Origin of the sequence: Tepidibacter formicigenes DSM 15518 (assembly GCF_900142235.1) — a bacterium.
GTDB classification, from domain to species: Bacteria; Bacillota; Clostridia; order Peptostreptococcales; family Peptostreptococcaceae; genus Tepidibacter; species Tepidibacter formicigenes.
Genome location: NZ_FRAE01000009.1, coordinates 43538 through 67284, shown reverse-complemented (window position 1 = coordinate 67284; position 23747 = coordinate 43538). Strand labels below are relative to the sequence as shown.

The following is a 23747-nucleotide window of genomic DNA, read 5'->3' as shown; positions in this document are numbered from 1 at the left end:
TGTAAAAAAGAATAAAGTACAGTACTTTATTCTTTTTTACAAATATTTATTACGTAATATAAATTGGGGATATGTAATAATCCATGGCCCCCTTTAATAAATCTCTTCTTTTATTATAGTAAATTAAATTATATAAATTAGTAGCTTTTATATCGTATTTTAAAAATAAATTTAGTATTTCATTTTCTTTTTTAAAATTTATATTACTTAATCTGTTTACTAATTTAATATCTGAATTTTGTTTTATATTTTTTATAATCTCTCTTCCTTTATTATTAAATGCAAGTATTCTAACATAAGGAACAGTATTTATATTTTTAACTTTTAACATGTCTTCTTTTTTTATTCCCAATAAAATATTCATAAGCATTCTTTTTATTTTAGTTAGAGTATATCTTTTAGATTTTATATTCATAACAAATTCTTCAAGAGAAGAGGTTTTTAAAGCTAAATCTATTATTTTATTTTCTATTCCTTCATTTACTTCAAAATAAGAAGCTATATTTTTTTCTTCTCTCAATATAGTTCCTATTATTAATTCATAAAAATAACTATTAAAAACAGGATTAAAATTATCATTTATTTGACTGTTTATTAAATCATAAGTACTTTTAGGAACAACTTTACGTAAAGTATCTAAGTCAAAGGTTGATTTTAATAATTCTCTTATTGCAGTAGCACTACATATATTAGTTTCTATATCTTTTGAGTTATATTCAGATTTTATTCTTTTTATTGTATAAGGTTTAATTGAACTTTTCAATTTTATAATACTTTTAATATATTCTATACCTAATATATTATTAGAACTATTTAAAATACTTGAAAGTTCATCTTCCTTTATATCTAATATATTATTATTTTGTATATAATTAAATAAAGATTTAGATCTAGCTACAGGAAATAATAAACCATCACTTAAATATTTTTTTAACTCAGTTTTAAATTCTTTTGGCTCATTAACTAGTACTTCACTTATTTTATATAAAACATCAGCACTTCCTATTTCACTTCCAAAGCAAAGGCTATCTACAACTTTAGTGCTGTTTAAAGTATTAATAGCTCCGTGACTAAAAAATTCCGCACTTTGAGTAGAGTAAAGAGTAGGAAGTTCAATAACTAGATCAACTCCAGATTTCACAGCCATTTTTGCTCTTGTCCATTTATCAAATAATGCTGGTTCACCTCTTTGTAGAAAATGACCACTCATTATGGCTATAGTATGAGTGGAATTAGTTATTTTTTTAGATTCTAAAATATGATATAAATGACCGTTATGAAAAGGGTTGTATTCGACTACTAATCCTAAAACTTTCATATTGCCCTCCTTTAAGTTTACATAAATTATATATTAACCTAATTTATAATTAAAATAAATAATTTTATAAAAAATAAAAAGGAATTTTATAAAATTTGTAGAATATTTAAAAAATGATGAAAAACGTTTACTTATCATTAACAGACTTTTCTATTAATGTAATTTTTTTAAACTGTAACTTTGGTAACTGAATAAAAGTATCAACTATTTTGAGCAACGGAGTCCGTTAGGACTCGTTGGCGACATGAGCCATGCGATAGCATGAAGCGAATTTTTTTATGTACATTTTTAATCAAAAATGCTATATTATTTATTGTTAGGTTTATTGTGTAATGTATACACGTAATCATAAGCTAAAATTAAACAAAACTAGGAGGTAGTAAAAAGGATGAATATATTAGTTATTAATTGTGGTAGTTCTTCTTTAAAGTACCAATTAATCAACATGGAAAATGAAAGTGTATTAGCTAAAGGTTTAGCAGAAAGAATAGGTATAGAAGGTTCAGTGGTAAAGCATCAAACTACTGGAAAAGATAAAGTTACTATTGAAGAATCAATGAAAGACCACAAAGATGCACTTAAAATAGTATTAGATTCAATAGCACATCCAGAATATGGTGCAGTAAAAGATATGAATGAAATTTCAGCTGTTGGACACAGAGTTGTTCACGGTGGAGAAAAATTTACAACTTCTGTTGTTATAACTGATGAAGTTAAAAAAGGTATAGAAGATTGTGTAGAACTTGCGCCTCTTCACAATCCTGCAAACTTAATAGGAATAAATGCTTGTCAAGAAATACTTCCAAATGTTCCAATGGTTGCAGTATTTGATACAGCATTCCATCAAACTATGCCAAAATCTTCATTTTTATACGGGCTTCCATATGAATTATATGAAAAATATGGAGTAAGAAGATATGGATTCCATGGTACATCTCATAAATATGTATCACAAAGAGCAGCTCAGATGCTTGGTAAAAATATAGAAGATTTAAAAATAGTTACTTGTCACTTAGGAAATGGAGCAAGTATAGCTGCTGTTGAAAATGGAAAATGTGTAGATACTTCTATGGGATTCACTCCACTTGAAGGTTTAATAATGGGAACTAGATGTGGAGATATGGACCCAGCTATAGTACCGTTTATTATGGAAAAAGAAGGATTAGATGCAGTTGGATTAAATAATTTAATGAACAAAAAATCAGGTGTCCTTGGAATGACAGGAATATCAAGTGATTTTAGAGATATAGAAGATGCTGCAAATAATGGAGATGAAAAAGCTATAACTGCACTTGATGCTTATTGTAAGAGAGTTAAAAAGTACATAGGATCTTATATGGCTGAAATGGGCGGATTGGATGTAGTGTTGTTTACTGCAGGAATAGGAGAAAACTCTACTTTAATTCGTGAACAAGTATGTAAAGGACTTGAAGGAATTGGAATTAAAATAGATATAGAAAAGAATAACGTTAGAGGAGAAGAAAGAGTAATAAGTACAGAAAATTCTAAAGTTAAAGTATTAATAGTTCCTACTAACGAAGAATTAATGATTGCAAGAGAAACTACTGAGTTAGTTAAATAATTATTGGGTAAAATAAAAAGGTAGGTTGAAGCCTACCTTTTTATTGTCTATCAAGTAAAAATACTTGACAAAACAATAAGGCATTTGTATAATTAATTTGGCAATATATTGAGGTGATTAAATGATAATAAGTCTAGAAAAATTAATAAAAGGACAAGTAGACATTTTAGACTTGAATTTTTCTCAAAAAATTGATAACATTAATTATTGTGGTAAAAGTTATAAAATAACTAATCCAGTGGAAGTTAAAGGGAAAATAACTAAAACTGGCGAAAAAATGTATTTGGATTGTGAGATTAAACTTTCAATACTAGATTACTGTAGTAGATGCTTAAAAGAACTAGAAATAGATTTAGAGTATCCAGTTAAAGGGTTTCTAGTTAAAGATGAAGAAGATGTTTTAGAAGATGAGGATACTTTTGTTTATAATGGGGACGAATTAGATTTTAAAGATATAATTGAAGATACTTTTATATTGAATGTTCCACAAAAGGTTTTATGTGATGAAGATTGTAAAGGTCTTTGTCCTAGCTGTGGAGCAAATTTAAATGAAGAAGAATGTAAATGTCATGATGATAAAAATGACAAAGAATTTATTGATCCCCGTTTTGCTAAATTAAAAGATTTTTTTAAAAATGACTAAGGAGGTGGGATAAATGGCAGTACCAAAGCGTAAAACTTCAAGATCAAAAAGAAATTCAAGAAGAGCAGCTAACTCAAAAATGGTTGCAACAGGGTTTGTAAAATGCCCACAGTGTCACGAACCGAAATTACCACATAGAGTATGCCCAGATTGTGGATACTATAAAGGTAAAGAAGTAGTAGCAAAATAATTAAGAAAGCATGTAGTTATTAACTACATGCTTTTTATTTTGGTATATTGATTTATATAATTAAATAATATATACTAATATTAGTATCTGGTACTAAGATGAGTTATAATTTAGGGGTGAATAATTTGAAAAGAAAGAGTAAAGAAGGCAGACAAAAAGAACTTTCCCAAATGTTAAAACAAGACCCTTTTTATACAGATGAAGAATTATCTACCTATTTTGGTGTTAGTATACAGACTATAAGATTAGATAGACTTAAACTTGGGATACCAGAACTTAGAGAAAGAGTGAAAAAGGTTGCAGAAAATAATATAAATAAAGTAAAAACTTTGGGAAGTAAAGAAATAGTAGGAGAAATTATAGACTTAGAAGTTGGTACTTTAGGAATTTCAATACTTGAAACTACTAGTGATATGACATATTCTAAGACAAATATAGTAAGAGGACATTTTGTTTTTGCTCAGGCAGAATCTCTTGCCATGGCAGTAGTTGATGCTCCTGTAGTACTTATGGGAGTTGCAAATATAAAAAATATTAACCCTATAAAACCAGATGATAGATTAATAGCAAAAGCAGAGGTAGTTAGAGTTAGAGATAAAAAACACTATGTACACGTCAAAATAAATAATAAAAATCATGAACAAGTTTTTAGAGGGAAATTCATATTCAATGAGATAGCTCAGAGGGAGGAATAAATGTGAAAATAGTAGTTGATTGTATGGGAGGAGATAATGCCCCGTATTCAACTGTTGAAGGAGTAGTTAGTGCTATAAATGAGTTTGATATAGATATAATAGCAACTGGAGACAAGAATGTATTAGAGGAAAACTTTAATAAATATACCTTTGATAAAAGTAAATTAGAAATAATTCATACAAGTGAAATAATTTTAAATGAAGATAAGCCTGTAAAAGCTATAAGAAGTAAAAAAGATTCTTCAATGGTAGTAGCCCTAAACTTAGTTAAAGAAGGAAAAGCCGATGCTGTAGTTTCAGCAGGAAATACTGGAGCACTTCTTGCTGGGGGGCTATTTATACTTGGAAGAGTAGAAGGATTAGATAGACCTGCACTTTGTACTTTTTTGCCAAATAAAAAAGGTATGTCAGTGCTACTTGATGCAGGGGCTAATGCTGATTGCAAACCTAGGAATTTATTGGAATTTGGAGTTATGGGAGATATCTATGCTAGTAAAATTTTAAATATCAATAGTCCTAAGGTTGGAATTGTAAATGTTGGAGAAGAAGAAGGAAAAGGAAACGAACTTTCTAAAAAGTCTTATGAGATGTTAAAAAATAATAAGGATATAAATTTTATAGGAAATGTTGAAGCCAGAAATATACCTTATGGATATAGTGATGTAATTGTTTGTGATGGATTTACTGGAAATGTTATTTTGAAGCTTATGGAAGGGGTCGCTATGTCAATATTTTCAATGCTTAAAGAAACTTTTTTAAGTAGTATTAAAACAAAAATTGGCGCAGCACTTCTTAAAGATGATTTATTAAATATGAAAAAAAATTTAGATTATACAGAGTATGGAGGAGCACCTCTTCTTGGAGTTAATGGAGCTTTAATTAAAGCACATGGAAGTTCAAATGGAAAAGCTATAAAAAATGCAATTAAGCAGAGCATTAAATTTGTAGAAGGTAATGTTTTAAATGAAATTAAGTTAAAAATAGATAAATTAGGAGCTGATAATATTGAATAAGTTAAAAAGAGCAGGAATAATTGGATTAGGAAGCTATGTTCCTGAAAAAGTTCTTACTAACTTTGACTTAGAGAAAATGGTTGATACTTCCGATGAATGGATAGTTACAAGAACTGGAATAAAAGCTAGAAGAATAGCAGATAAAAATACATCAACTTCAGATATTGCAACAATTTCTGCACAAAAAGCAATAAAGAGTGCAGGAATTAACCCAGAAGAAATTGATTTAATAATAGTAGCAACAGTAACTCCTGATATGGCATTTCCATCAACAGCTTGTATAGTGCAAAAAAATATAGGAGCAGTTAATGCTGCTGCATTTGATTTGGAAGCAGGTTGCTCAGGCTTTGTATATGCAATGAGTATTGGAAAGAATTTTATAGAAACAGGAATGTATAAAAAGGTATTAATAATAGGAGCAGAAACTCTTTCTAAGATAATAGATTGGGAAGATAGAAATACATGTGTATTATTTGGAGATGGAGCAGGAGCAGCAGTACTAGGAGAGGTTGAAGAAAATGAAGGAATACTATCAACAACCTTAGGCGCAGATGGAGCAGGTGGAGAATGCTTGAATATGCCAGCGGGAGGATCAAGAATGCCTGCAAGTGCTGATACTGTTAAAGATAGACTTCATTATATAAGAATGGCTGGAAGTGACGTATTCAAATTTGCAGTTAGAGTTATGCCAAAAGCTTCTAAAGAAGCATTAGAACTTGCCGGTTTAGGCTTAGAAGATATAGATTATTTAGTACCTCATCAAGCTAATATAAGAATAATAGATGCAGCAGCTAAAAGGTTAAAAGTTGATATGGATAAAGTATATGTAAATCTACATGAGTATGGAAATATGTCAGCAGCTTCTATTCCAGTAGCACTTGATGAAGCATATAGAAAAGGGAAAATTAAAAAAGGAGATAATGTTGTTCTAGTAGGATTTGGAGCAGGTCTTACTTGGGGATCAGCAGTTATAAAATGGAGTATTTAGGAGGAATGGTTATGAATAGAGTATGTAGTCTTTTAAATATAAAATATCCTATAATTCAAGGTGGAATGGCATGGGTTGCTACAGCTGAGCTTGCAGCAGCAGTATCAAATGCAGGAGGTCTTGGACTTATTGCAGGAGGAAATGCACCAGCAGATATTGTAAGAGAGCAGATTAGAAAAGCTAAAGAACTTACAGATAAGCCATTTGGTGTAAATGTAATGTTATTATCTCCTTATGTAGATGAAGTAATGGATGTTATATATGAGGAGAAAGTATCTGTAATTACAACAGGAGCAGGAAATCCTGCTAAGTATATGGAAAGATTAAAAGAAATTGGAACAAAAATAATTCCAGTAGTTCCATCTGTAGCCTTAGCAAAAAGAATGGAAAAATGTGGAGCTGATGCTATTATAGTAGAAGGAACAGAAGCAGGAGGACATATTGGAGAACTTACAACTATGGCTTTAATTCCTCAAATAGTAGATTCAGTTAGTATTCCTGTAATAGGAGCAGGAGGAATAGCTGATGGAAGAGGAATGGCAGCTACATTTGCTCTAGGAGCTGAAGGTGTACAAATAGGAACTAGGTTTGTTTGTAGTACTGAGTGTACAGCTCATGATAACTATAAAGAGGCTATTATAAAAGCAAAAGATAGAGATGCTGTAGTTAGTGGAAGAAGTACAGGACATCCTGTTAGAGCTTTAAAAAATAAATTAATAAAAGAAATGCTAAAGCTTGAAAAAGAAGGAGTAGATCCAGCAAAAATAGAGGAAATAGGACTAGGAGCTTTAAGACGTGCAGTGATAGATGGAGATATGGAAAATGGTTCTATAATGGCAGGTCAGGTTGCTGCTATGATAAAAGAAATAAAACCTTGCAAGGATATTATAGAAGAAATAGTTAATGATGCTAAGAAAGTAATATCTAATTTAGATATTTAGGAGGGGTTTTTATGGGGAAAATAGCTTTTGTATTTCCAGGTCAAGGATCTCAATATGTAGGAATGGGTAAGGACATATACGAAAATTATGAAAGTGCAAGAAAAATATTTGATAAAGCTAATGAAGTTTTACATATGGATTTAAAATCAATAATGTTTGAAGGACCAGATAAAGATATTACTAAAACTGAAAATACTCAACCAGCAATACTTACATTAAGTGTAGCTTTACTTGAGGTGTTAAAAGAAAAATTAAATCTCAATTTTGATGCCTGTGCAGGATTATCATTAGGAGAATATTCAGCTTTGGTTGCAGCGGATGCTATATCTTTTGAAGAAGCTGTAAAACTTGTTAAAAAAAGAGGAAAATATATGCAAGAAGCAGTTCCTCAAGGTGTTGGAACTATGGCAGCAATACTTGGGCTTGAAAGAGAAATATTAATAGATGCATTAAAAGAAGCTTCAAAAGAAGGAATAGTAGAAGCTGCTAATTTTAATAGTCCAGGACAAATAGTTATATCAGGAGAAATAAAAGCTGTAGAAAAAGCAGCACAGATTTGTAAGGAAAAAGGGGCTAAAAAGGCTGTTATATTAAAGGTAAGTGCTCCTTTTCATTCTTCTATGTTAATTAAAGCTGGAGAAAATCTTAAAAAAGAGCTTGATAATATAGAATTTAATTCTTTACAAGTTCCTGTAGTTACAAATGTTACTGCTAATTATGTTAAAAAAGAAGATATAAAGGATCTTTTAGTTAAGCAAGTAAGTTCATCTGTACTTTGGGAAGATTCTATAGAAAGACTTATAAATGATGGTTTTGATACTTTTGTTGAAATAGGTCCAGGAAAAACATTAAAAGGATTTATAAATAAAATATCTAGAAAACTAAAAATAAAAGTAAATATTTATAATGTAGAAAATACAGATACTTTAGAAAAATTTATTAATGATATAAGGGGGTAAAAATAAAAATGATAGATTTAAAAGATAGAGTTGCTCTTGTGACAGGAGGTTCAAGAGGGATAGGAAAAGCTATTGCTATAAAGCTTGCATCTTTTGGAGCAAATGTTGCTATAAATTATACTTCAAGAGAAGAAGAAGCACTAAAAACAAAAGAAGAAATAGAGAAGCATGGAGTAAAAGCTTTTGTTATAAAGTGTGATGTATCAAATTTTGAAGATGCACAAAATATGATAGATGAAGTAATAAATGAATTTGGTAAAATAGACGTATTAGTAAATAATGCAGGAATAACTAAAGATACTCTTTTAATGAAAATGAAAGAAGAAGATTTTGATAAAGTAATTTCTGTAAATTTAAAAGGAGTATTTAACTGCACAAAAGCTGTAACTAGACCTATGATGAAGAAAAAATACGGAAAGATAATAAATATGGCTTCTGTAGTTGGGATTATAGGAAATCCAGGTCAAGCAAATTATTGCGCATCTAAAGCTGGAGTTATAGGTTTTACTAAAGCAACAGCAAGAGAACTTGCTTCTAGAAATATAACTATAAATGCTATTGCTCCAGGATTTATAGAAACAGAAATGACTAAAGTATTAAAAGATGATGTTAAAGAAGCTTATGAATCAAGTATACCTATGAGAAAATTTGGGAAACCAGAAGATATAGCTAATTTAGTAGCATTTTTATCTAGTGATATGTCTTCTTATATAACAGGTCAAGTTATAAATGTAGATGGTGGTATGGTAATGCAGTAAAAAAAATATTTGGGAGGTATTTATATGTTTGAAAAAGTGAGAGATATAATAGCAGAACAATTAGGAATAGATAATGTTGAGGAGATTACTCCACAAACTTCTTTAATTAATGATTTAGAAGCAGATTCATTGGATGCTGTAGAAATAATGATGGCTCTTGAAGATGAATTTGAATTAGAAATACCAGATGAAGATGCAGAAAAGTTTACTTGTATAGGTGAAATAGTAAAATATATTGAAGAAAATAAGTAGTTTTTGGAGGTAAAAGAATATGAAAAGAAGAGTTGTGGTTACGGGAATAGGATGTGTAACTCCAGTAGGAATAGGAAAAGAAAATTTTTGGAATAATTTGAAAAATGGAGTTTGTGGAATTGATAAAATAACTAGATTTGATGCTACTGATTTTGCAACTCAAATAGCTGGTGAAGTTAAAGACTTTACTGCTTCTGATTTTATTGATAAGAAAGAAGCTAGAAGAATGGATAGATTTACTCAATATGCAGTAGCATCAGCTAAAATGGCAGTTGGAGATGCAAAAATTGATTTAGAAAAACTAGAAAAAGATAAATTTGGAGTAATTATAGGTTCAGGAATAGGTGGGATTGAGACTCTAGAAGAGCAACATACTAAGCTTTTAGAAAAAGGACCAAGAAGAGTTAGTCCTTTCTTCGTTCCTATGATGATTACAAATATTGCAGCAGGTCAAATTTCTATAATGCTTGGAGCAAAAGGACCAAATACTAGTGTTGTAACTGCTTGTGCTTCTGGTACTCATGCTGTTGGTGATGCTTTTAAGGCAATTCAAAGAGGAGATGCAGACATAATGGTTGCTGGAGGAGCTGAAAGTCCTATAACTCCACTTGCTGTAGCAGGATTTTGTACAATGAAAGCGATGTCAACTAGAAATGATAATCCTAAAACTGCTTCAAGACCATTTGACAAGGATAGAGATGGATTTGTAATGGGAGAAGGAGCAGGAATATTAGTTTTAGAAGAACTAGAACATGCACTTAATAGAAATGCTACTATTTATGCAGAGGTAGTTGGATATGGTTTAACAGCAGATGCATATCACATTACAGCTCCAGCTGAAGGTGGAGAAGGTGCTGCTAGAGCCATGGAAATGGCTTTACTTGATGGAAATATAAAAAAGGAAGAAGTAGACTATATAAATGCTCATGGAACTAGTACTCCTCTTAATGATAAAAATGAGACTATGGCAATTAAATCAGTATTTGGTGAACATGCATATAATTTAGCTGTATCTTCAACTAAATCTATGACAGGACACCTTTTAGGAGCTGCAGGAGGAGTAGAAGCTATAGTTTGTGCTCTTGCAATAAAAGATGGATTTATTCCACCTACAATTAACATTCAAAATCAAGATTCAGAACTTGATTTAGACTATGTTGCAAATGAAGGAAGAAAAAAAGAAATAAGATATGCAATGTCTAACTCTTTAGGATTTGGTGGACATAATGGAACTCTTGCTTTTAAAAAGTATGAATAGAAGTAAAAAAACTGGCTTATAAATTTTTATAAGTCAGTTTTTTTATGCATATTTTTATATTTAGCATAATATTATTTAGAAATAGGAAGGAGGACGAGTTTATGAATAAACTTCCAGAAGAAATTATTAATTCACTTAGCACAAAAATAAAGGAGTGTTTATTAAATGTGAGGGGGGAATTTATAGGAGATATAGAAGAAATACGACTTAGAATAAATCGGCCTCTTATGATTTGTGCAAATAATAAAGATTACTTTTTAAATTTAAGAAAAAATTCTTTTGATATTTGTGATAAATACGCTTACATAGTTAGAAAGGAAGATATAGAACAGACTTTTCAGCTTATATGTAGATATTCTATACATTCTTTTTTAGATGATATAAAAAAAGGATTTATAACTATAAGAGGAGGACATAGGGTAGGAATTGGAGGAAAGGTTATAATTGAAGAAAATAATATAAAGAATATAAAACACATTTCATCTTTGAATATAAGAATATCTAAAGAAGTGTTAGATTGTTCAAAAAAAGTAATTAAATATATAATAAAACCTTCAAAAGGAATACATAATACGTTAATTATTTCACCTCCTCAGTGTGGAAAAACAACACTTCTTAGAGATATAGTTAAAAATATAAGTAATGGGATTGAAGAGTATAATTTTGAAGGTGTAAAGGTTGCTGTGATAGATGAAAGGAATGAAATAGCTGGGTCGTATTTAGGAGTGCCTCAAAGAGATATAGGGACTAGAACAGATATTATAGAGTCTTGTCCAAAGGATATAGGAATAATGATGCTTTTAAGGTCTATGTCACCAAATGTAATAGTTACAGATGAAATAGGAAATAGCAAAGAAATAAAATCATTGTATACTGCTTTGAATGGAGGAGTTGGACTTATAACATCTGTTCATGGATATGGAATAGAAGATATTCAAAATAGAAAAGAGTTAAACACTTTACTAGATAAAGAATTGTTTAAAAGAGTAATTGTTCTATCTTCAAGAAAAGGACCAGGAACAGTAGAGAAAATATATGATTTAGAAGAAAAGAGGTGTATCTTTGTTAATTAAGATAGTGCTAATTACAATAATATTAATATGCTTTTTTTTGTTAGGAGAAGAAATACATAAATCATATAAAAAGAAATATAAGGATATATCAGATTTAATAAAAATCTTAGAAATACTTCATATGCAGCTTGAATTTGGACTTTATACATTAGGAGAAGTTTTTTCAAAATTAGGTGAAAGAAAGGAGTTTGCAGTATCTAAGTTTTTTAAAAATCTAAGTAATAATATAGAAAATAGTGATAGTAAAAATTTAGAAGAAATATTAGATGGAACTATATGTTTAATTAAAGAAAATACTTCTTTAGAAGAAAAAGAAATTCATGAATTAAGGAATTTGATAATCAATTTAGGTAAAAGTGATTTTTACTCTCAAGAAAGAATTATAAATTTGACAATAGAAAATTTTAAAAAAATGCAAAGTCAGGCTTTCGTTGAAATAACTAGCAAGGGTGTTTTATACAAGAAATTAACGGTGAGTATGGGATTTTTACTAGTAATAATATTTTTTTAAGGAGGAGGTTTTATGGGAATAAATGTAGATTTAATTTTTAAGATAGGTGGTATAGGCATATTATTATCTGTATTACATTCAGTTTTGCAAAAGGCAGGAAAAGAGGAATGGGCGTATGCAGCAAATCTTGTAGGAATAGTACTGGTGCTTACTATGGTAATAAAAGAAGTAAGTAATTTATTTGATACTGTAAAGACAATGTTTAATCTTTATTAACAAGAAGGAAGTGATAGGTTGGAATTTGTTAAGCTGATTTCAGTAGCCTTTGTAGGAACTATTTTATCTTTACTATTTAAAAAAGAAAGACCAGAAATAGGAATAGCTATAGCATTAATAACTGGTATAGGTATATTTTTAGCATCAATTTATAAGATAAATTATATAATTAGTTGTATAAACGACTTGTCTAACAAAGTACATATTAATAAAATGTATTTTTCTACAATAATTAAAATTGTAGGAATATCCTATTTAATGGAATTTGCTATTCAGATTTGTAAAGATTGTGGAGAAGGAGCAATAGCTTCTAAACTTGAGTTTGGTGGAAAGGTTATAGTACTTGCTCTTTCTTTCCCCATACTGTTATCTATATTGAACACAATAATAACTATTATTCCTTAGGAGTTTACTTATGAGAAGAAGATTATTTATTAGCTTAATAATTATGATGATTTTAATTACTACTTTTTCTTTTGCACAAAATGATGAAGCTAAAAAAGATATAAATGAATATTTAGAAAGTCAATTAAAATCTATGGAAATATACAAGCTAGAAGAATGTTTTGAAAATGAACAAGCATTAAAAAATATAAATTTTAAAAATTTTATTATGGATGTAATGAAAGGAAAGAAAAATATACTAGACCTTATAGATAAAGACATAATTAAAGATTATTTTTTAAAAGAGTTGAGAATAAATTTTAAAATATTTATTAGTATTTTAGTACTTTCTATATTATCTTCAATACTTAAGAACTTAGACAATTCTTTTTCATCAGGATCAGTAAGTAAAATATCAAATTATGCAATATTCCTTATAATAATATCTATAAGTTTTTTAGGATTTAAACAGGCTTTAGATATATGTAAATCTACTATAGAGCATATGGTTAATTTTATGGAAATAGCAATACCAATTGAGATAGCTCTTTTAGTAACTTTAGGATTTCCAGTTACATCTGCAGCTTTAAATCCAGTATTTTTAGGAGGAATTGTTTTTATAAATATTATTTTTAAAACATTTTTAATAATTACAATGACTTTATCTTTTTCAATATTAATTGTAAATAGTATATCTGAAAATATAAAACTAAAAAGATTTTTTTCTTTTATAAAGCAAATTAATATATTCACTATTGGTATTTTATTAACCATATATCTTGGAATAATTTCTATACAAGGTATATATGTTACATCCTTTGATAATTTTTCAGTTAAGACGATAAAATTTGCAGTAGACTTTATTCCTGTGATAGGAGGGTTTGTTTCTGATTCAATAGAAATTTTACTTTCTTCATCACATTTATTGAAAAGTGTATTAGGGGCTGCATCACTTGTTATACTAATAGGAATATGTTTAATACCTGTTTTAAAAATAGTATCTATTATATTAGTATATAAAATATCATCAATAGTTATTGAGCCTATATCAGAGGATGGAATATCTAGTTATTTAAATGAAATAGGAAATTTAATGACTATAATATTATCTGCTGTAGTTGCTATATGTATAATGTTTTTTATAACTATAGCTATACTTGCATCAATTGGAAATGTAACAAAACTTTAAGGAGGATAAAATGGACTTTGTAAAGGAATGGATAAGCAGTATATTAATAGCAGCATTTATAATAAATTTAATAGATATGCTGCTTCCTTCAGGAAATTTGAAGTCTTATATAAATTTAGCACTAAATTTCATATTTATTTTTATAGTAATTACACCTATTATAAATAATTTTACAAATGAAATGTCTATAGAAGATAAGATTTTAAAAGAATTTAATGAGTTTCAATATGGATATAATGAAAAATTAATGGCTTTTGATAAAAATATAGATAAAGAAAAAATAAGAGAAAATTATAATAATTATTTAAAGGAAAGTATAAATCTAAAATTAGAGGAACAGGGTTATAAATTAGAAAGTATAGAAATAGAAGGTAATGAAGTCAAAAATCTAGTAATAAAAGAACTAAAAACTAATAAAAATAGTAATAATGAAAGTAAAGAAAAAATAGAATTTAAAGAGAGTGAAAACTGTAAAGAAGCTTTTAGTGAGAGTAAAGTACATGAGGAAAATATAAAGAATACATTAAATAAGGTATTTAAAGTATCTATTGAAAAAATAAAAATTAACTAATGTGAGGGATCATTATGGAGAACATGAAATTTGATAAGAAAAAAATGTATAGTATTATAGCTGTAATAATAATTTCATTAATACTTCTTATAAGTATTTCTGATATATTTGATGGAAAAGCAGAAAAAAATTATCCAAATGCAACTTTAGTAGAAAGAAAAGAAAATATAAAATCAAATACTACAAAGGAAGAAGTCTTAGAGGAGAGACTAGAAGAAATATTATCAAACATACAAGGTGTTAAATCTGTAAAGGTAATGATAACTTTAGAAACTAATGGAGAAATTGAACCTGCTTTTAATAAGGTTATATCAACTGAAACTACACAGGAAAATGATTCAGCTGGTGGAAGGAGGGTTGTAACAACAGAAAATAATACACAAACAATAGTTACTACAAATAATAAACAGGGAAATGAACCTATATTATTAAAATCTATTGAACCTCAAATAAGAGGGGTTATTGTTGTAGCAGAGGGAGCAGAAAATATAGTAGTAAAAGAAAGACTTTTTAATGCTGTTAAAACAGTACTTCAAGTATCTGGCCATAAAATAGAGGTGTATCCAAAAAAGAAATAAGGGGGATTTAAAATTATGAAGTTTAATGGAAAATTTTTAAAAAGTAGAAATTTTGTTATATTTACATTGGTATTAATGTTAGTATTAGTGGGAACAATAAATTATAACTTAAGTAAAAAGTCATTACTTGAAACTTCTAGTGAGCTTGAAGAGTATGAACAAAGTTTATTACAAAATATGGATGAAGATGAAAATTTAAATGTAGATGAAGAATTAGCAAAAGAGACTTCTAAAGAAGATAGCCAAAATGAGGAAATAAAAGTTGTAGATAGTAATAAAAGTGAAGTTGAAGAAAAAGTAAAGGAAACTAGTGCAAATATAACGCAAGAAATGGCTTTAAAGGAGAACATGGAAAAGGATACATATTTTATTGATATGAAATTAAATAGAGAACAAAAAAGAGGAGAATTAATAGAAGAATTAGATGCAATTATAAAAAATCCTTCTTCTAGTCAAAAATCAATAGATGAAGCATCAGCTATGAAATTAGAATTAGTTAAATATAGAGAAGCAGAGTCAAATATTGAAAATTTATTAACGGCTAAAGGCTTTAATAATCCTATTGTATATATAAGTAAAAACAGTGCAAATGTTATAGTTGATAAAGAAAAGCTTGATAAGCAAGATGTAGCAAAAATATTTGATGTAGTATATACGGAAACAAAATTACCTTATGAAAATATAAAAATAATGGAGTATAAAAGATAATTTGTAAAATTTACTCTCATTTGATATAATTAGAATATAATTCAATAAACACTTTGGGGGTGTACCAGTGGAAAACAAAAACTATGGCCAGATAAAAATATCTGAAGATGTGATAGCTACTATATCAGGAATCGCTGCTGCTGAAATAGAAGGTGTAGCATCTATGAGTGGAAGTATTACAGGTAATATAACTGAAATTCTTGGTAAAAAGAATCTATCTAAGGGTGTTAAAGTAGTAGTAAATGAAGAAGATGTATTTATAGATTTATTTTTACTTATTGAATATGGAGTTGTTATACCAGATGTAGCATGGAAAATACAAGAAAATGTTAAAAATACTGTTGAGACAATGACTGGTTTAAAAGTTGTTGAGGTAAATGTTCATATTCAAGGAATTACTTTTAAAAAAGAAAAAATTGAAGAAAACAATCAATAATATGAATATTTAACCCTCTGAATAATCAGAGGGTTAGTTTTGTGTAGATAAACATTTAGGAGGTAAGTAATGAGTAGAAAAATTAGTAGAGAACTAGCAATGAAGCTTTTTTATCAAATTGAAATGACTAAGGATTACACTATTGAAAGAGTAGAAGATTTTATTGAAGAAAATTCTCATGAAAACTTTGATAAAGACTACATATTAAATGTAGGAAGCAAATTTATAGAAAATAAGGACGAAGTAGATGAATTTATAACAAAGTATTCTAAAGGATGGAAATTAGATAGAATAGCTAAAGTTGATTTAAGTATTATAAGGCTTGCTATAGTAGAGCTTATTTATAGGGAAGATATACCTTTTAAGGTTTCTATAAATGAAGCTGTAGAACTTGCTAAGAAATATGCAAATGAAGATTCCTCAAGCTTTATAAATGGAGTATTAGGAAGTGTTTTAAATGATACTCAAAAATAAAATAATTTTAGGAATTGATACAAGCTGCTATACTACTTCTATAGCAGCTATAAATTTAGAAAGAAAATTGATTTTAAGCGATAAAAAAATGTTAAGTGTAAAAAAGGGAAACAAAGGACTTAGGCAGTCAGAAGCAGTTTTTCAGCATGTAAATAATTTAGGAGATATGTTTGAAAATATTAAATCTAAAATAAAAGAATTTGAAATAGTTGGTATTTGTGCTTCATCAAAACCAAGATCTATAAAAGGATCCTATATGCCAGTATTTAATTGTGGATATAAATTTGCCAAAGGGATTTCTTCAGTTCTAAATATTCCATTATATGAAACGTCTCATCAAGATGGACACATAGAGGCAGCTTTCTTTGATACAAAAATAGATAAAGATGAATTTATATGTGTTCATATGTCTGGAGGAACAACAGAAATACTTTTGGTTAATAAATTTTTAAATAGATATAATTTAGAAATAATAGGTGGAACAAAAGATATAAGTGTGGGACAACTTATAGATAGAATAGGGGTAAAATTTGAATATCCATTCCCATGTGGATTTTATATAGATGAAAATGCAATGAAATGTAATGAAGAAGTAAAAAATTTAAGAATTTCTTCTAAAGAAGGATTTATGAATTTTTCAGGAATGGAGACAAAGATATATAGTTTGATAAATGATTATTCAAAAGAGTATATATCTAAACTTACATTAAAGGTAGTTTCAGATTCTTTATACAAAGCATTAATATATTTGAGTGAAAAGTATAAGGTGAAAGATATACTATTTGTTGGAGGTGTATCTTCCAGCAAATATATATCTTCTAATTTAAGTGATAATTTAAAATCATACAATATAAATACTTATTTTACAAAATCAGAGTATGCAAAGGATAATGCTATTGGAGTTTCATTAATTGGATTAAATAGTTTTTTAGGTGGGATATAATATGAAATTAAAGGCTCTTTCAGTAAGTGAGATTAACTCGTATATAAAAAGAATACTTGTAAATGACCCTATACTTTATAATTTAAAAGTAAAAGGAGAAATATCTAATTTAAAGATACACAGTAGTGGAAATGTATATTTATCTTTAAAGGATAAAAATTCTAAAATAAATTGTGTTATGTTTAAAAATAATAGACCACTTGATATAGATTTAAAAGAAGGGCTTAATATAGTAGCATCAGGTTATATATCTTTATATGAGAAAGACGGAAGTTATCAATTTTATATTAATTTTATAGAAATTGAAGGAATAGGAAATTTATATATAAAATTTATGAAGTTAAGAGATGAATTAGAAAAAGAAGGTTTATTTGATAAAAAATATAAGAAAAGTATTCCCGCTATGCCTAAAAATATAGGAGTTATCACATCTTCTACAGGAGCAGCTATAAGAGATATAATAAATGTAATAAGTAGAAGATATCCAAAAGTAAATATAAAGATATATTCAGTACTTGTTCAAGGGGAAAAATCAGCAGAAGATATAGTTAAAGCAATTGATTTCTTTAATAAATTTAGTAATGTAGATGTTATAATATTAGGTAGAGGTGGAGGATCTATAGAAGAGTTGTGGTCTTTTAATGAAGAAATAGTAGCAAGAAGTATATTTAAATCTCAAATTCCTATAATTTCTGCTGTCGGACATGAAACAGATTTTACAATTTCAGATTTTGTAGCAGATTTTAGAGCTCCAACACCTTCTGCTGCTGCAGAGATTGCTGTGCCTTCATATTTAGATGTGAAATATAAGCTTGAAAATATAAAACATAGAATAGATAAAACTTTTAAAAATATAATAGATAAAGATAGAGTTAAGCTTGAAAATGTAAAAAAAGGGATACTCTTTACATATTCAAATTTTATTTTAAAGGATAAAAAAATAGAACTAGATAGCATATTTGAAGATATGAATAAAGCAGTAGTTAATAAAATAAAATTTAAAAAAGATCAGTTGAATCACTTAGGAAAAAATCTACATAGTTTAAGCCCTTTATCAGTAATGTCAAGAGGATATGCTTTAGTTGAAAAGGAAAGTAAGTTAGTAAAAAATCCTAAAAATTTGAATTTAGGAGATAATATTAAAATATTGTTTAAAAAAGCTGATATAGATTGTAAGATTGAAAATATAAATTTAAAAGAGGTAGATTAATATGAAATATGAAGAGGCTTATAAAAGATTAGAAGAAATACTTGAAAAATTAGAAGAAGAAGCAGTTTTTTTAGATGAATCTTTAAAGCTTTATGAAGAAGGTATTAAGTTATATAGGTATTGTAACAATTTATTAGAATCTGCTGAACTTAAAATAACAAAGTTTTCTGATGAAAATTTTGAAGAGTTAGAGTTTGAAATTGGGGAGGATTAGTATGAATTTAAAAAAAGAATTAAATGATAAGAAAGAATACTTCGAAAAAGAGCTTGAAAATTATATACCGAAAATACAAGGATATCAAAAAACATTATTTGAGGCTATGAAATATAGCTTAGATGCTGGGGGAAAAAGACTTAGACCTATACTGTTAATGGAAAGTACTTCTTTAGTTGGAGGAAATATTGAAGATGCTATACCATTTGCATGTGCAATTGAAATGATACATACATATTCTCTTATACATGACGATCTACCAGCAATGGATGATGATGATTTAAGAAGAGGAAAGCCGACAAATCACAAAGTTTTTGGAGAAGGCATAGCAATTCTTGCTGGAGATGGACTTTTAAATTATGCTTTTGAGTTGATGATTAAACATTCATTAAAATACGAGAAAGAAAGCTATAAATATTTAAAAGCAATGAATGAAATAGCTAAAGCGGCAGGAGTATATGGGATGATTGCAGGTCAAGTTGTAGATTTAGAGAGTGAAAATAAAAAAATTGATAAAGAAACATTAGATTTCATTCATACCAACAAAACATCAGCAATGATTGTAGGAGCTTTAAGAGCTGGAGCTATAATAGGTGGAGCAGATGAGAAACAATTAGAAAATATAACTACTTATGCAAATAACATTGGTCTTGGATTTCAAATAGTTGATGATATATTAGATATTGTTGGAGATGAATCAAAACTTGGAAAAAATGTTGGAAGTGATTTGGAAAATAATAAATCAACATATCCTTCATTGTTTGGACTTGAAGAATCAAAAAAAATTGCTAAAAAGCTTATAGATGACGCTAAAAATTCTATATCTAGCTTTGAAGATAAAGGAGAGTTTTTGAAATATTTAGCAGATTATATTGTAGACAGAGAATATTAATAAGGAGGATTTTAAGTGTCTTTTTTTGAAGGGTTATTAAATAACGATGTTTTTATGGCTTGCTTTACAGCTTGGTTTATAGCTCAGCTTTTAAAGGTTATACTTACATTTGTATTTGAAAAGAAAATTGATGTTTCAAGATTTGTAGGTTCTGGAGGAATGCCTAGCTCTCATTCTTCTTTTGTAATGAGTTTAGCAACAGGAGTAGGAATAAAAAGAGGATATAATTCTGTTGAATTTGCATTAGGATTGGTTTTTGCTTTAATTGTAATGTACGATGCAGCAGGAGTTAGAAGAGCAGTTGGCAAACAAGCTAAGATTTTAAATAAAATGATAGAGGATATTCATGCTCATAAAAAAGATGTGTTTAATGAAAAAAGATTAAAAGAATTAGTTGGACACACTCCTGTAGAGGTTATTTCAGGAGCTATACTTGGGATTATAATTGCTAATATAATGATTTGAAAACGAACCTTTAATATGCTATAATATCTATGCTTTAAGTATATATAGAGTGTATCAGTATATCCTAGTAATAAATACTAGGGTATATTTGTATTAAAAATAATTATTGAGAAAGTAGGATGAAATAATGTATAAATATTTATACAATGTGAATGATCCTGAGGATTTAAAAAAATTAGATATAAATGAACTAGATATTCTAGCTAATGAGATTAGAAAATTCTTAGTTAAGTCAATATCTAAAACCGGTGGACATTTAGCTTCAAATTTAGGAATAGTTGAGCTTACACTTGCTCTTCATTATATATTTAAAAGCCCAAAGGATAAAATAGTATGGGATGTTGGACATCAAGCTTATGTACATAAGATTATAACAGGAAGAAGAGATAAATTTGATACATTAAGAAAATTTGAAGGACTAAGTGGTTTTCCAAAGAGATGTGAAAGTAGCCATGACATATTTGAAACAGGTCATAGTTCTACTTCTATTTCAGCAGGACTTGGACTTGCCATGGCTAGAGATATAAATAAAGAAAGTCACTCTATTATTTCAATAATAGGAGATGGAGCTTTAACAGGAGGAATGGCATTTGAAGCATTAAATCATTTAGGACATACTAAAACAAATATGATAGTTGTTTTAAACGACAATGAAATGTCTATAGATGAAAATGTAGGAAGTCTTTCTAATTACTTATTAAAACTTAGAACTAATAAAGCTTATAAAAAGATTAAAGATGAATTTGAGAATATCACAAATATAATTCCTAAAATTGGAAATACTGTTTATAAAGCAGCTGATAAATTCAAAGATAGTGTAAAATACTTTATGAGTGAAGGTATTTTATTCGAAGAAATGGGAATAAAGTATTTTGGACCTATAGATGGACATGATATAAATGAGTTAATTGAAACTTTCAATAAAATAAAAAATGTAAAAGGGCCAGTACTTGTACATGTAGTTACTAAAAAAGGAAAAGGATATAGATTTGCAGAAAATGAACCTAATAAATATCATGGAGTAAGTCCTTTTAATGTTGAAAAAGGTATAGAAAAAAGCACTAAAGAAAGTTACTCAGAAGTTGTAGGAAATAAGCTTGTATCTCTTGCAAAAAAAAATAAAAAAATAGTTGCAATAACCGCTGCTATGCCATCTGGAACTGGACTTAATAAGTTTAAAGAAGCTTATCCCGATAGATTTTTTGACGTAGGAATAGCTGAAGGACATGCAGTTACATTTGCTGCAGGGCTTGCAGCAAATGGAATTAGACCTTATTTTGCTGTATATTCTACTTTTCTTCAAAGAGGATATGATCAAATAATACACGATGTTGCTCTTCAAAATTTACCTGTTACATTCCTGCTTGACAGAGCAGGATTAGTTGGAGCTGATGGAGAAACTCATCATGGCGTATTTGATTTAAGTTATTTAAATTCAATACCTAATCTAACTGTTATGGCGCCTAAAGATAAACTAGAGCTTGAAAAGATGATTGAATTTTCTTTTGAAATAGATGGACCTGTTGCTATAAGATATCCTAGAGGAGAAGCTATAAAACTTAAAAATGAAAATTTTGATTTTAAATTAGGTAAATGGGAATTATTAAATCAAGGAGAAAATACAGCAATTATAGCAATAGGAAATGTAGTTAAAAATTCTCTTGAAGCAGCAGATACATTAAAAGAAAAAGGAGTAAGTCCTACAGTTATTAATGGTAGATTTTTAAAACCTATGGATGAAGATATATTGAAAGATTTAAGTCAAAAATATAAATATATATTTACAGTTGAAGATAATGTTTTAACTGGAGGATTTGGAGAAAAAATAACTTCTGTTTTATCAAGTTTTGGATTTAAAGGAAAAATAGTGAATATAGCTCTTCCGGATATTTTTATAGAACATGGAAGTGTAGATATACTTTATAATAAGTATGGATTATCTAGTGAAAAAATAGCTAATAGAGTATTAAATGAATTAAATATAGAAAGGTAACAATTATTATGAAAAAAAGAGCAGATTTATTGTTAGTAGAACAAGGATATTTTGAAAGTAGAGAAAGGGCTAGAAAAGCAATAATGGCAGGACTTGTATTTATAGATGGTCAAAGATGTGATAAACCAGGAACAAATGTTAAAGAAGACTGTAAAATACAGGTAAAAGGAAATCCTATTCCATATGTAAGTAGAGGTGGATTAAAATTAGAAAAATCTATGAAAAAATTTAATATAGATTTAAAAGACAAGGTATGCTTAGATATAGGTGCATCAACTGGTGGTTTTACAGATTGTATGCTTCAAAATAAAGCTAAAAAAGTTTTTTCTATAGATGTAGGATATGGACAACTTGCTTGGAAATTAAGACAAGATGATAGAGTTGTATGTATGGAAAGAACTAATATAAGACATGTAAACTTTGAAGATATAGGAGAATATGCAGATTTTGCCTCAATAGATGTTTCTTTTATATCTTTAAAATTAGTTCTTCCAAAAGCTAAAGAACTTTTAAATAATGATGGAGAAATAGTAGCATTAATAAAGCCTCAATTTGAAGCAGGAAGAGAAAAGGTAGGAAAAAAAGGAGTAGTAAGAGAAAAAGAAACTCATATAGAAGTTATAGAAAAGATAGTAAATTTTGCTGTAGAAATTGGATTTGAAGTTTTAAACTTAGATTATTCACCAATAAAAGGTCCAGAGGGGAATATAGAATATCTATTATACATAAGAAAAAATGAAAATATAAATAATATTAGCAATGAGGATTATAAAACAAATATTTCAGAAGTAGTAAATAATTCCCATAAAAATCTTTAATTAGGAGGAATTGTTTTGAAAATATCAAGGCACAGTAAAATACTAGAAATAATTGAAAATGAAGAGATAGAAACTCAGGATGATCTTGCTCAAAGACTTAGAGATAATGGTATAAATGTAACTCAAGCTACTGTTTCTAGAGATATTAAAGAGTTAAAGCTAGTAAAAGTACTAACTAGAGATGGAAGGTATAAATATGCAGCATTAAAGAAAGAAGAAAAAGGTTCTTCTGATAGATTAATTAGATTAATAAAAGAAGTTCTTGTAGATTTAGATTCTTCAGAAAATATTGTGTGTTTGAAAACTGTTTCTGGATCTGCACAATTAGTGGCTAGAGCTATAGACGAATTAGATCTTAGAGAAATAGTTGGAACAATAGCGGGGATGGATACAGTATTTGTTTTAATAAAAAACATAGAATATGTAGAGAAAATAAAAGATAGATTTAGGAAGTTAATTTAGATAGGAGGATTAT

The 23747-nt window shown here is 28.2% G+C and carries 30 protein-coding genes; 29 read left to right on the top strand and 1 reads right to left on the bottom strand.

Annotated elements, in window-relative coordinates; translation table 11 throughout:
• Positions 1-49: 49 nt before the first annotated feature.
• Positions 50-1318 (bottom strand): nucleotidyltransferase, encoded by a 1269-nt coding sequence (locus BUA77_RS02710; RefSeq protein ID WP_072887087.1) that lies wholly within the window; start codon positions 1316-1318, stop codon positions 50-52.
• 388 nt (positions 1319-1706) lie between these two features.
• Here BUA77_RS02710 and BUA77_RS02705 point away from each other — a divergent pair, with 388 nt between their 5' ends.
• The 29 genes from BUA77_RS02705 to BUA77_RS02565 all read left to right on the top strand — a co-directional run bounded on the left by BUA77_RS02705 (position 1707) and on the right by BUA77_RS02565 (position 23734).
• Positions 1707-2900: an acetate/propionate family kinase gene (locus BUA77_RS02705; RefSeq protein WP_072887084.1), complete on the top strand. Its 1194-nt coding sequence runs from the start codon at positions 1707-1709 to the stop codon at positions 2898-2900.
• 121 nt (positions 2901-3021) lie between these two features.
• Entirely contained in the window at positions 3022-3543 is a 522-nt protein-coding gene (locus tag BUA77_RS02700; protein WP_072887082.1) for a YceD family protein, read from the top strand.
• Positions 3544-3556: 13 nt separating this feature from the next.
• Complete coding sequence (gene rpmF / locus BUA77_RS02695; RefSeq protein ID WP_072887079.1) at positions 3557-3733, top strand: 50S ribosomal protein L32; 177 nt, start codon at positions 3557-3559, stop codon at positions 3731-3733.
• 116 nt (positions 3734-3849) lie between these two features.
• A complete protein-coding gene (gene fapR / locus BUA77_RS02690; RefSeq protein ID WP_334292344.1) occupies positions 3850-4428 on the top strand; it encodes a transcription factor FapR in 579 nt (192 codons plus the stop codon).
• A 2-nt stretch (positions 4429-4430) separates the two neighbouring features.
• The gene (plsX, locus tag BUA77_RS02685) at positions 4431-5441 is read left to right on the top strand and encodes a phosphate acyltransferase PlsX (protein ID WP_072887073.1); all 1011 of its coding nucleotides are present in this window, start codon (positions 4431-4433) and stop codon (positions 5439-5441) included.
• Entirely contained in the window at positions 5434-6429 is a 996-nt protein-coding gene (locus tag BUA77_RS02680; protein WP_072887070.1) for a beta-ketoacyl-ACP synthase III, read from the top strand. Before plsX ends, BUA77_RS02680 begins: the two co-directional genes overlap by 8 nt.
• 11 nt (positions 6430-6440) lie before the next feature.
• A complete protein-coding gene (gene fabK, locus BUA77_RS02675) occupies positions 6441-7370 on the top strand; it encodes an enoyl-[acyl-carrier-protein] reductase FabK (protein WP_200773904.1) in 930 nt (309 codons plus the stop codon).
• An 11-nt stretch (positions 7371-7381) separates the two neighbouring features.
• Positions 7382-8329, top strand: coding sequence for an ACP S-malonyltransferase (gene fabD / locus BUA77_RS02670; RefSeq protein WP_072887068.1), 948 nt, complete (start codon positions 7382-7384; stop codon positions 8327-8329).
• Between the two features lie 8 nt (positions 8330-8337).
• Positions 8338-9087, top strand: a complete 750-nt coding sequence (gene fabG / locus BUA77_RS02665; protein ID WP_072887065.1) for a 3-oxoacyl-[acyl-carrier-protein] reductase — start codon at positions 8338-8340, stop codon at positions 9085-9087.
• A gap of 24 nt (positions 9088-9111) precedes the next feature.
• Entirely contained in the window at positions 9112-9339 is a 228-nt protein-coding gene (acpP, locus tag BUA77_RS02660; protein WP_072887062.1) for an acyl carrier protein, read from the top strand.
• A gap of 19 nt (positions 9340-9358) precedes the next feature.
• Positions 9359-10597, top strand: coding sequence for a beta-ketoacyl-ACP synthase II (gene fabF, locus BUA77_RS02655; protein WP_072887060.1), 1239 nt, complete (start codon positions 9359-9361; stop codon positions 10595-10597).
• 101 nt (positions 10598-10698) lie between these two features.
• Entirely contained in the window at positions 10699-11670 is a 972-nt protein-coding gene (gene spoIIIAA, locus BUA77_RS02650) for a stage III sporulation protein AA (RefSeq protein ID WP_072887058.1), read from the top strand.
• Positions 11660-12181: a stage III sporulation protein AB gene (locus BUA77_RS02645; RefSeq protein ID WP_072887056.1), complete on the top strand. Its 522-nt coding sequence runs from the start codon at positions 11660-11662 to the stop codon at positions 12179-12181. Before spoIIIAA ends, BUA77_RS02645 begins: the two co-directional genes overlap by 11 nt.
• A gap of 12 nt (positions 12182-12193) precedes the next feature.
• On the top strand, positions 12194-12397 hold the full coding sequence (spoIIIAC, locus tag BUA77_RS02640) for a stage III sporulation protein AC (protein WP_330389973.1): 204 nt from the start codon (positions 12194-12196) through the stop codon (positions 12395-12397).
• 18 nt (positions 12398-12415) lie between these two features.
• Positions 12416-12802, top strand: coding sequence for a stage III sporulation protein AD (gene spoIIIAD / locus BUA77_RS02635; RefSeq protein ID WP_072887054.1), 387 nt, complete (start codon positions 12416-12418; stop codon positions 12800-12802).
• A 10-nt stretch (positions 12803-12812) separates the two neighbouring features.
• A complete protein-coding gene (gene spoIIIAE / locus BUA77_RS02630; protein WP_072887052.1) occupies positions 12813-13970 on the top strand; it encodes a stage III sporulation protein AE in 1158 nt (385 codons plus the stop codon).
• 10 nt (positions 13971-13980) lie between these two features.
• On the top strand, positions 13981-14541 hold the full coding sequence (locus BUA77_RS02625; protein ID WP_072887050.1) for a stage III sporulation protein AF: 561 nt from the start codon (positions 13981-13983) through the stop codon (positions 14539-14541).
• Positions 14542-14555: 14 nt separating this feature from the next.
• A complete protein-coding gene (gene spoIIIAG / locus BUA77_RS02620; RefSeq protein ID WP_084605431.1) occupies positions 14556-15119 on the top strand; it encodes a stage III sporulation protein AG in 564 nt (187 codons plus the stop codon).
• Between the two features lie 15 nt (positions 15120-15134).
• On the top strand, positions 15135-15827 hold the full coding sequence (locus tag BUA77_RS02615) for a SpoIIIAH-like family protein (RefSeq protein WP_072887046.1): 693 nt from the start codon (positions 15135-15137) through the stop codon (positions 15825-15827).
• 67 nt (positions 15828-15894) lie between these two features.
• Entirely contained in the window at positions 15895-16263 is a 369-nt protein-coding gene (locus BUA77_RS02610; protein ID WP_072887044.1) for an Asp23/Gls24 family envelope stress response protein, read from the top strand.
• Positions 16264-16332: 69 nt separating this feature from the next.
• Positions 16333-16737 carry a transcription antitermination factor NusB gene (nusB, locus tag BUA77_RS02605; RefSeq protein ID WP_072887042.1) on the top strand — a complete coding sequence of 135 codons (405 nt, stop codon included), beginning with the start codon at positions 16333-16335 and terminating at the stop codon, positions 16735-16737.
• The gene (locus BUA77_RS02600; protein WP_072887040.1) at positions 16721-17680 is read left to right on the top strand and encodes an O-sialoglycoprotein endopeptidase; all 960 of its coding nucleotides are present in this window, start codon (positions 16721-16723) and stop codon (positions 17678-17680) included. Before nusB ends, BUA77_RS02600 begins: the two co-directional genes overlap by 17 nt.
• A gap of 1 nt (position 17681) precedes the next feature.
• Entirely contained in the window at positions 17682-18890 is a 1209-nt protein-coding gene (xseA, locus tag BUA77_RS02595; protein ID WP_072887038.1) for an exodeoxyribonuclease VII large subunit, read from the top strand.
• Between the two features lies 1 nt (position 18891).
• The gene (gene xseB, locus BUA77_RS02590) at positions 18892-19104 is read left to right on the top strand and encodes an exodeoxyribonuclease VII small subunit (protein WP_084605429.1); all 213 of its coding nucleotides are present in this window, start codon (positions 18892-18894) and stop codon (positions 19102-19104) included.
• A 1-nt stretch (position 19105) separates the two neighbouring features.
• Entirely contained in the window at positions 19106-19996 is an 891-nt protein-coding gene (locus tag BUA77_RS02585) for a polyprenyl synthetase family protein (protein ID WP_072887034.1), read from the top strand.
• A 15-nt stretch (positions 19997-20011) separates the two neighbouring features.
• Positions 20012-20461, top strand: coding sequence for a divergent PAP2 family protein (locus tag BUA77_RS02580; RefSeq protein ID WP_278280547.1), 450 nt, complete (start codon positions 20012-20014; stop codon positions 20459-20461).
• 127 nt (positions 20462-20588) lie between these two features.
• Positions 20589-22454, top strand: a complete 1866-nt coding sequence (gene dxs, locus BUA77_RS02575; protein ID WP_072887031.1) for a 1-deoxy-D-xylulose-5-phosphate synthase — start codon at positions 20589-20591, stop codon at positions 22452-22454.
• A gap of 8 nt (positions 22455-22462) precedes the next feature.
• Positions 22463-23272: a TlyA family RNA methyltransferase gene (locus tag BUA77_RS02570; RefSeq protein WP_072887028.1), complete on the top strand. Its 810-nt coding sequence runs from the start codon at positions 22463-22465 to the stop codon at positions 23270-23272.
• 15 nt (positions 23273-23287) lie between these two features.
• The gene (locus BUA77_RS02565; protein WP_084605427.1) at positions 23288-23734 is read left to right on the top strand and encodes an arginine repressor; all 447 of its coding nucleotides are present in this window, start codon (positions 23288-23290) and stop codon (positions 23732-23734) included.
• The last annotated feature ends 13 nt before the right edge of the window (positions 23735-23747 follow it).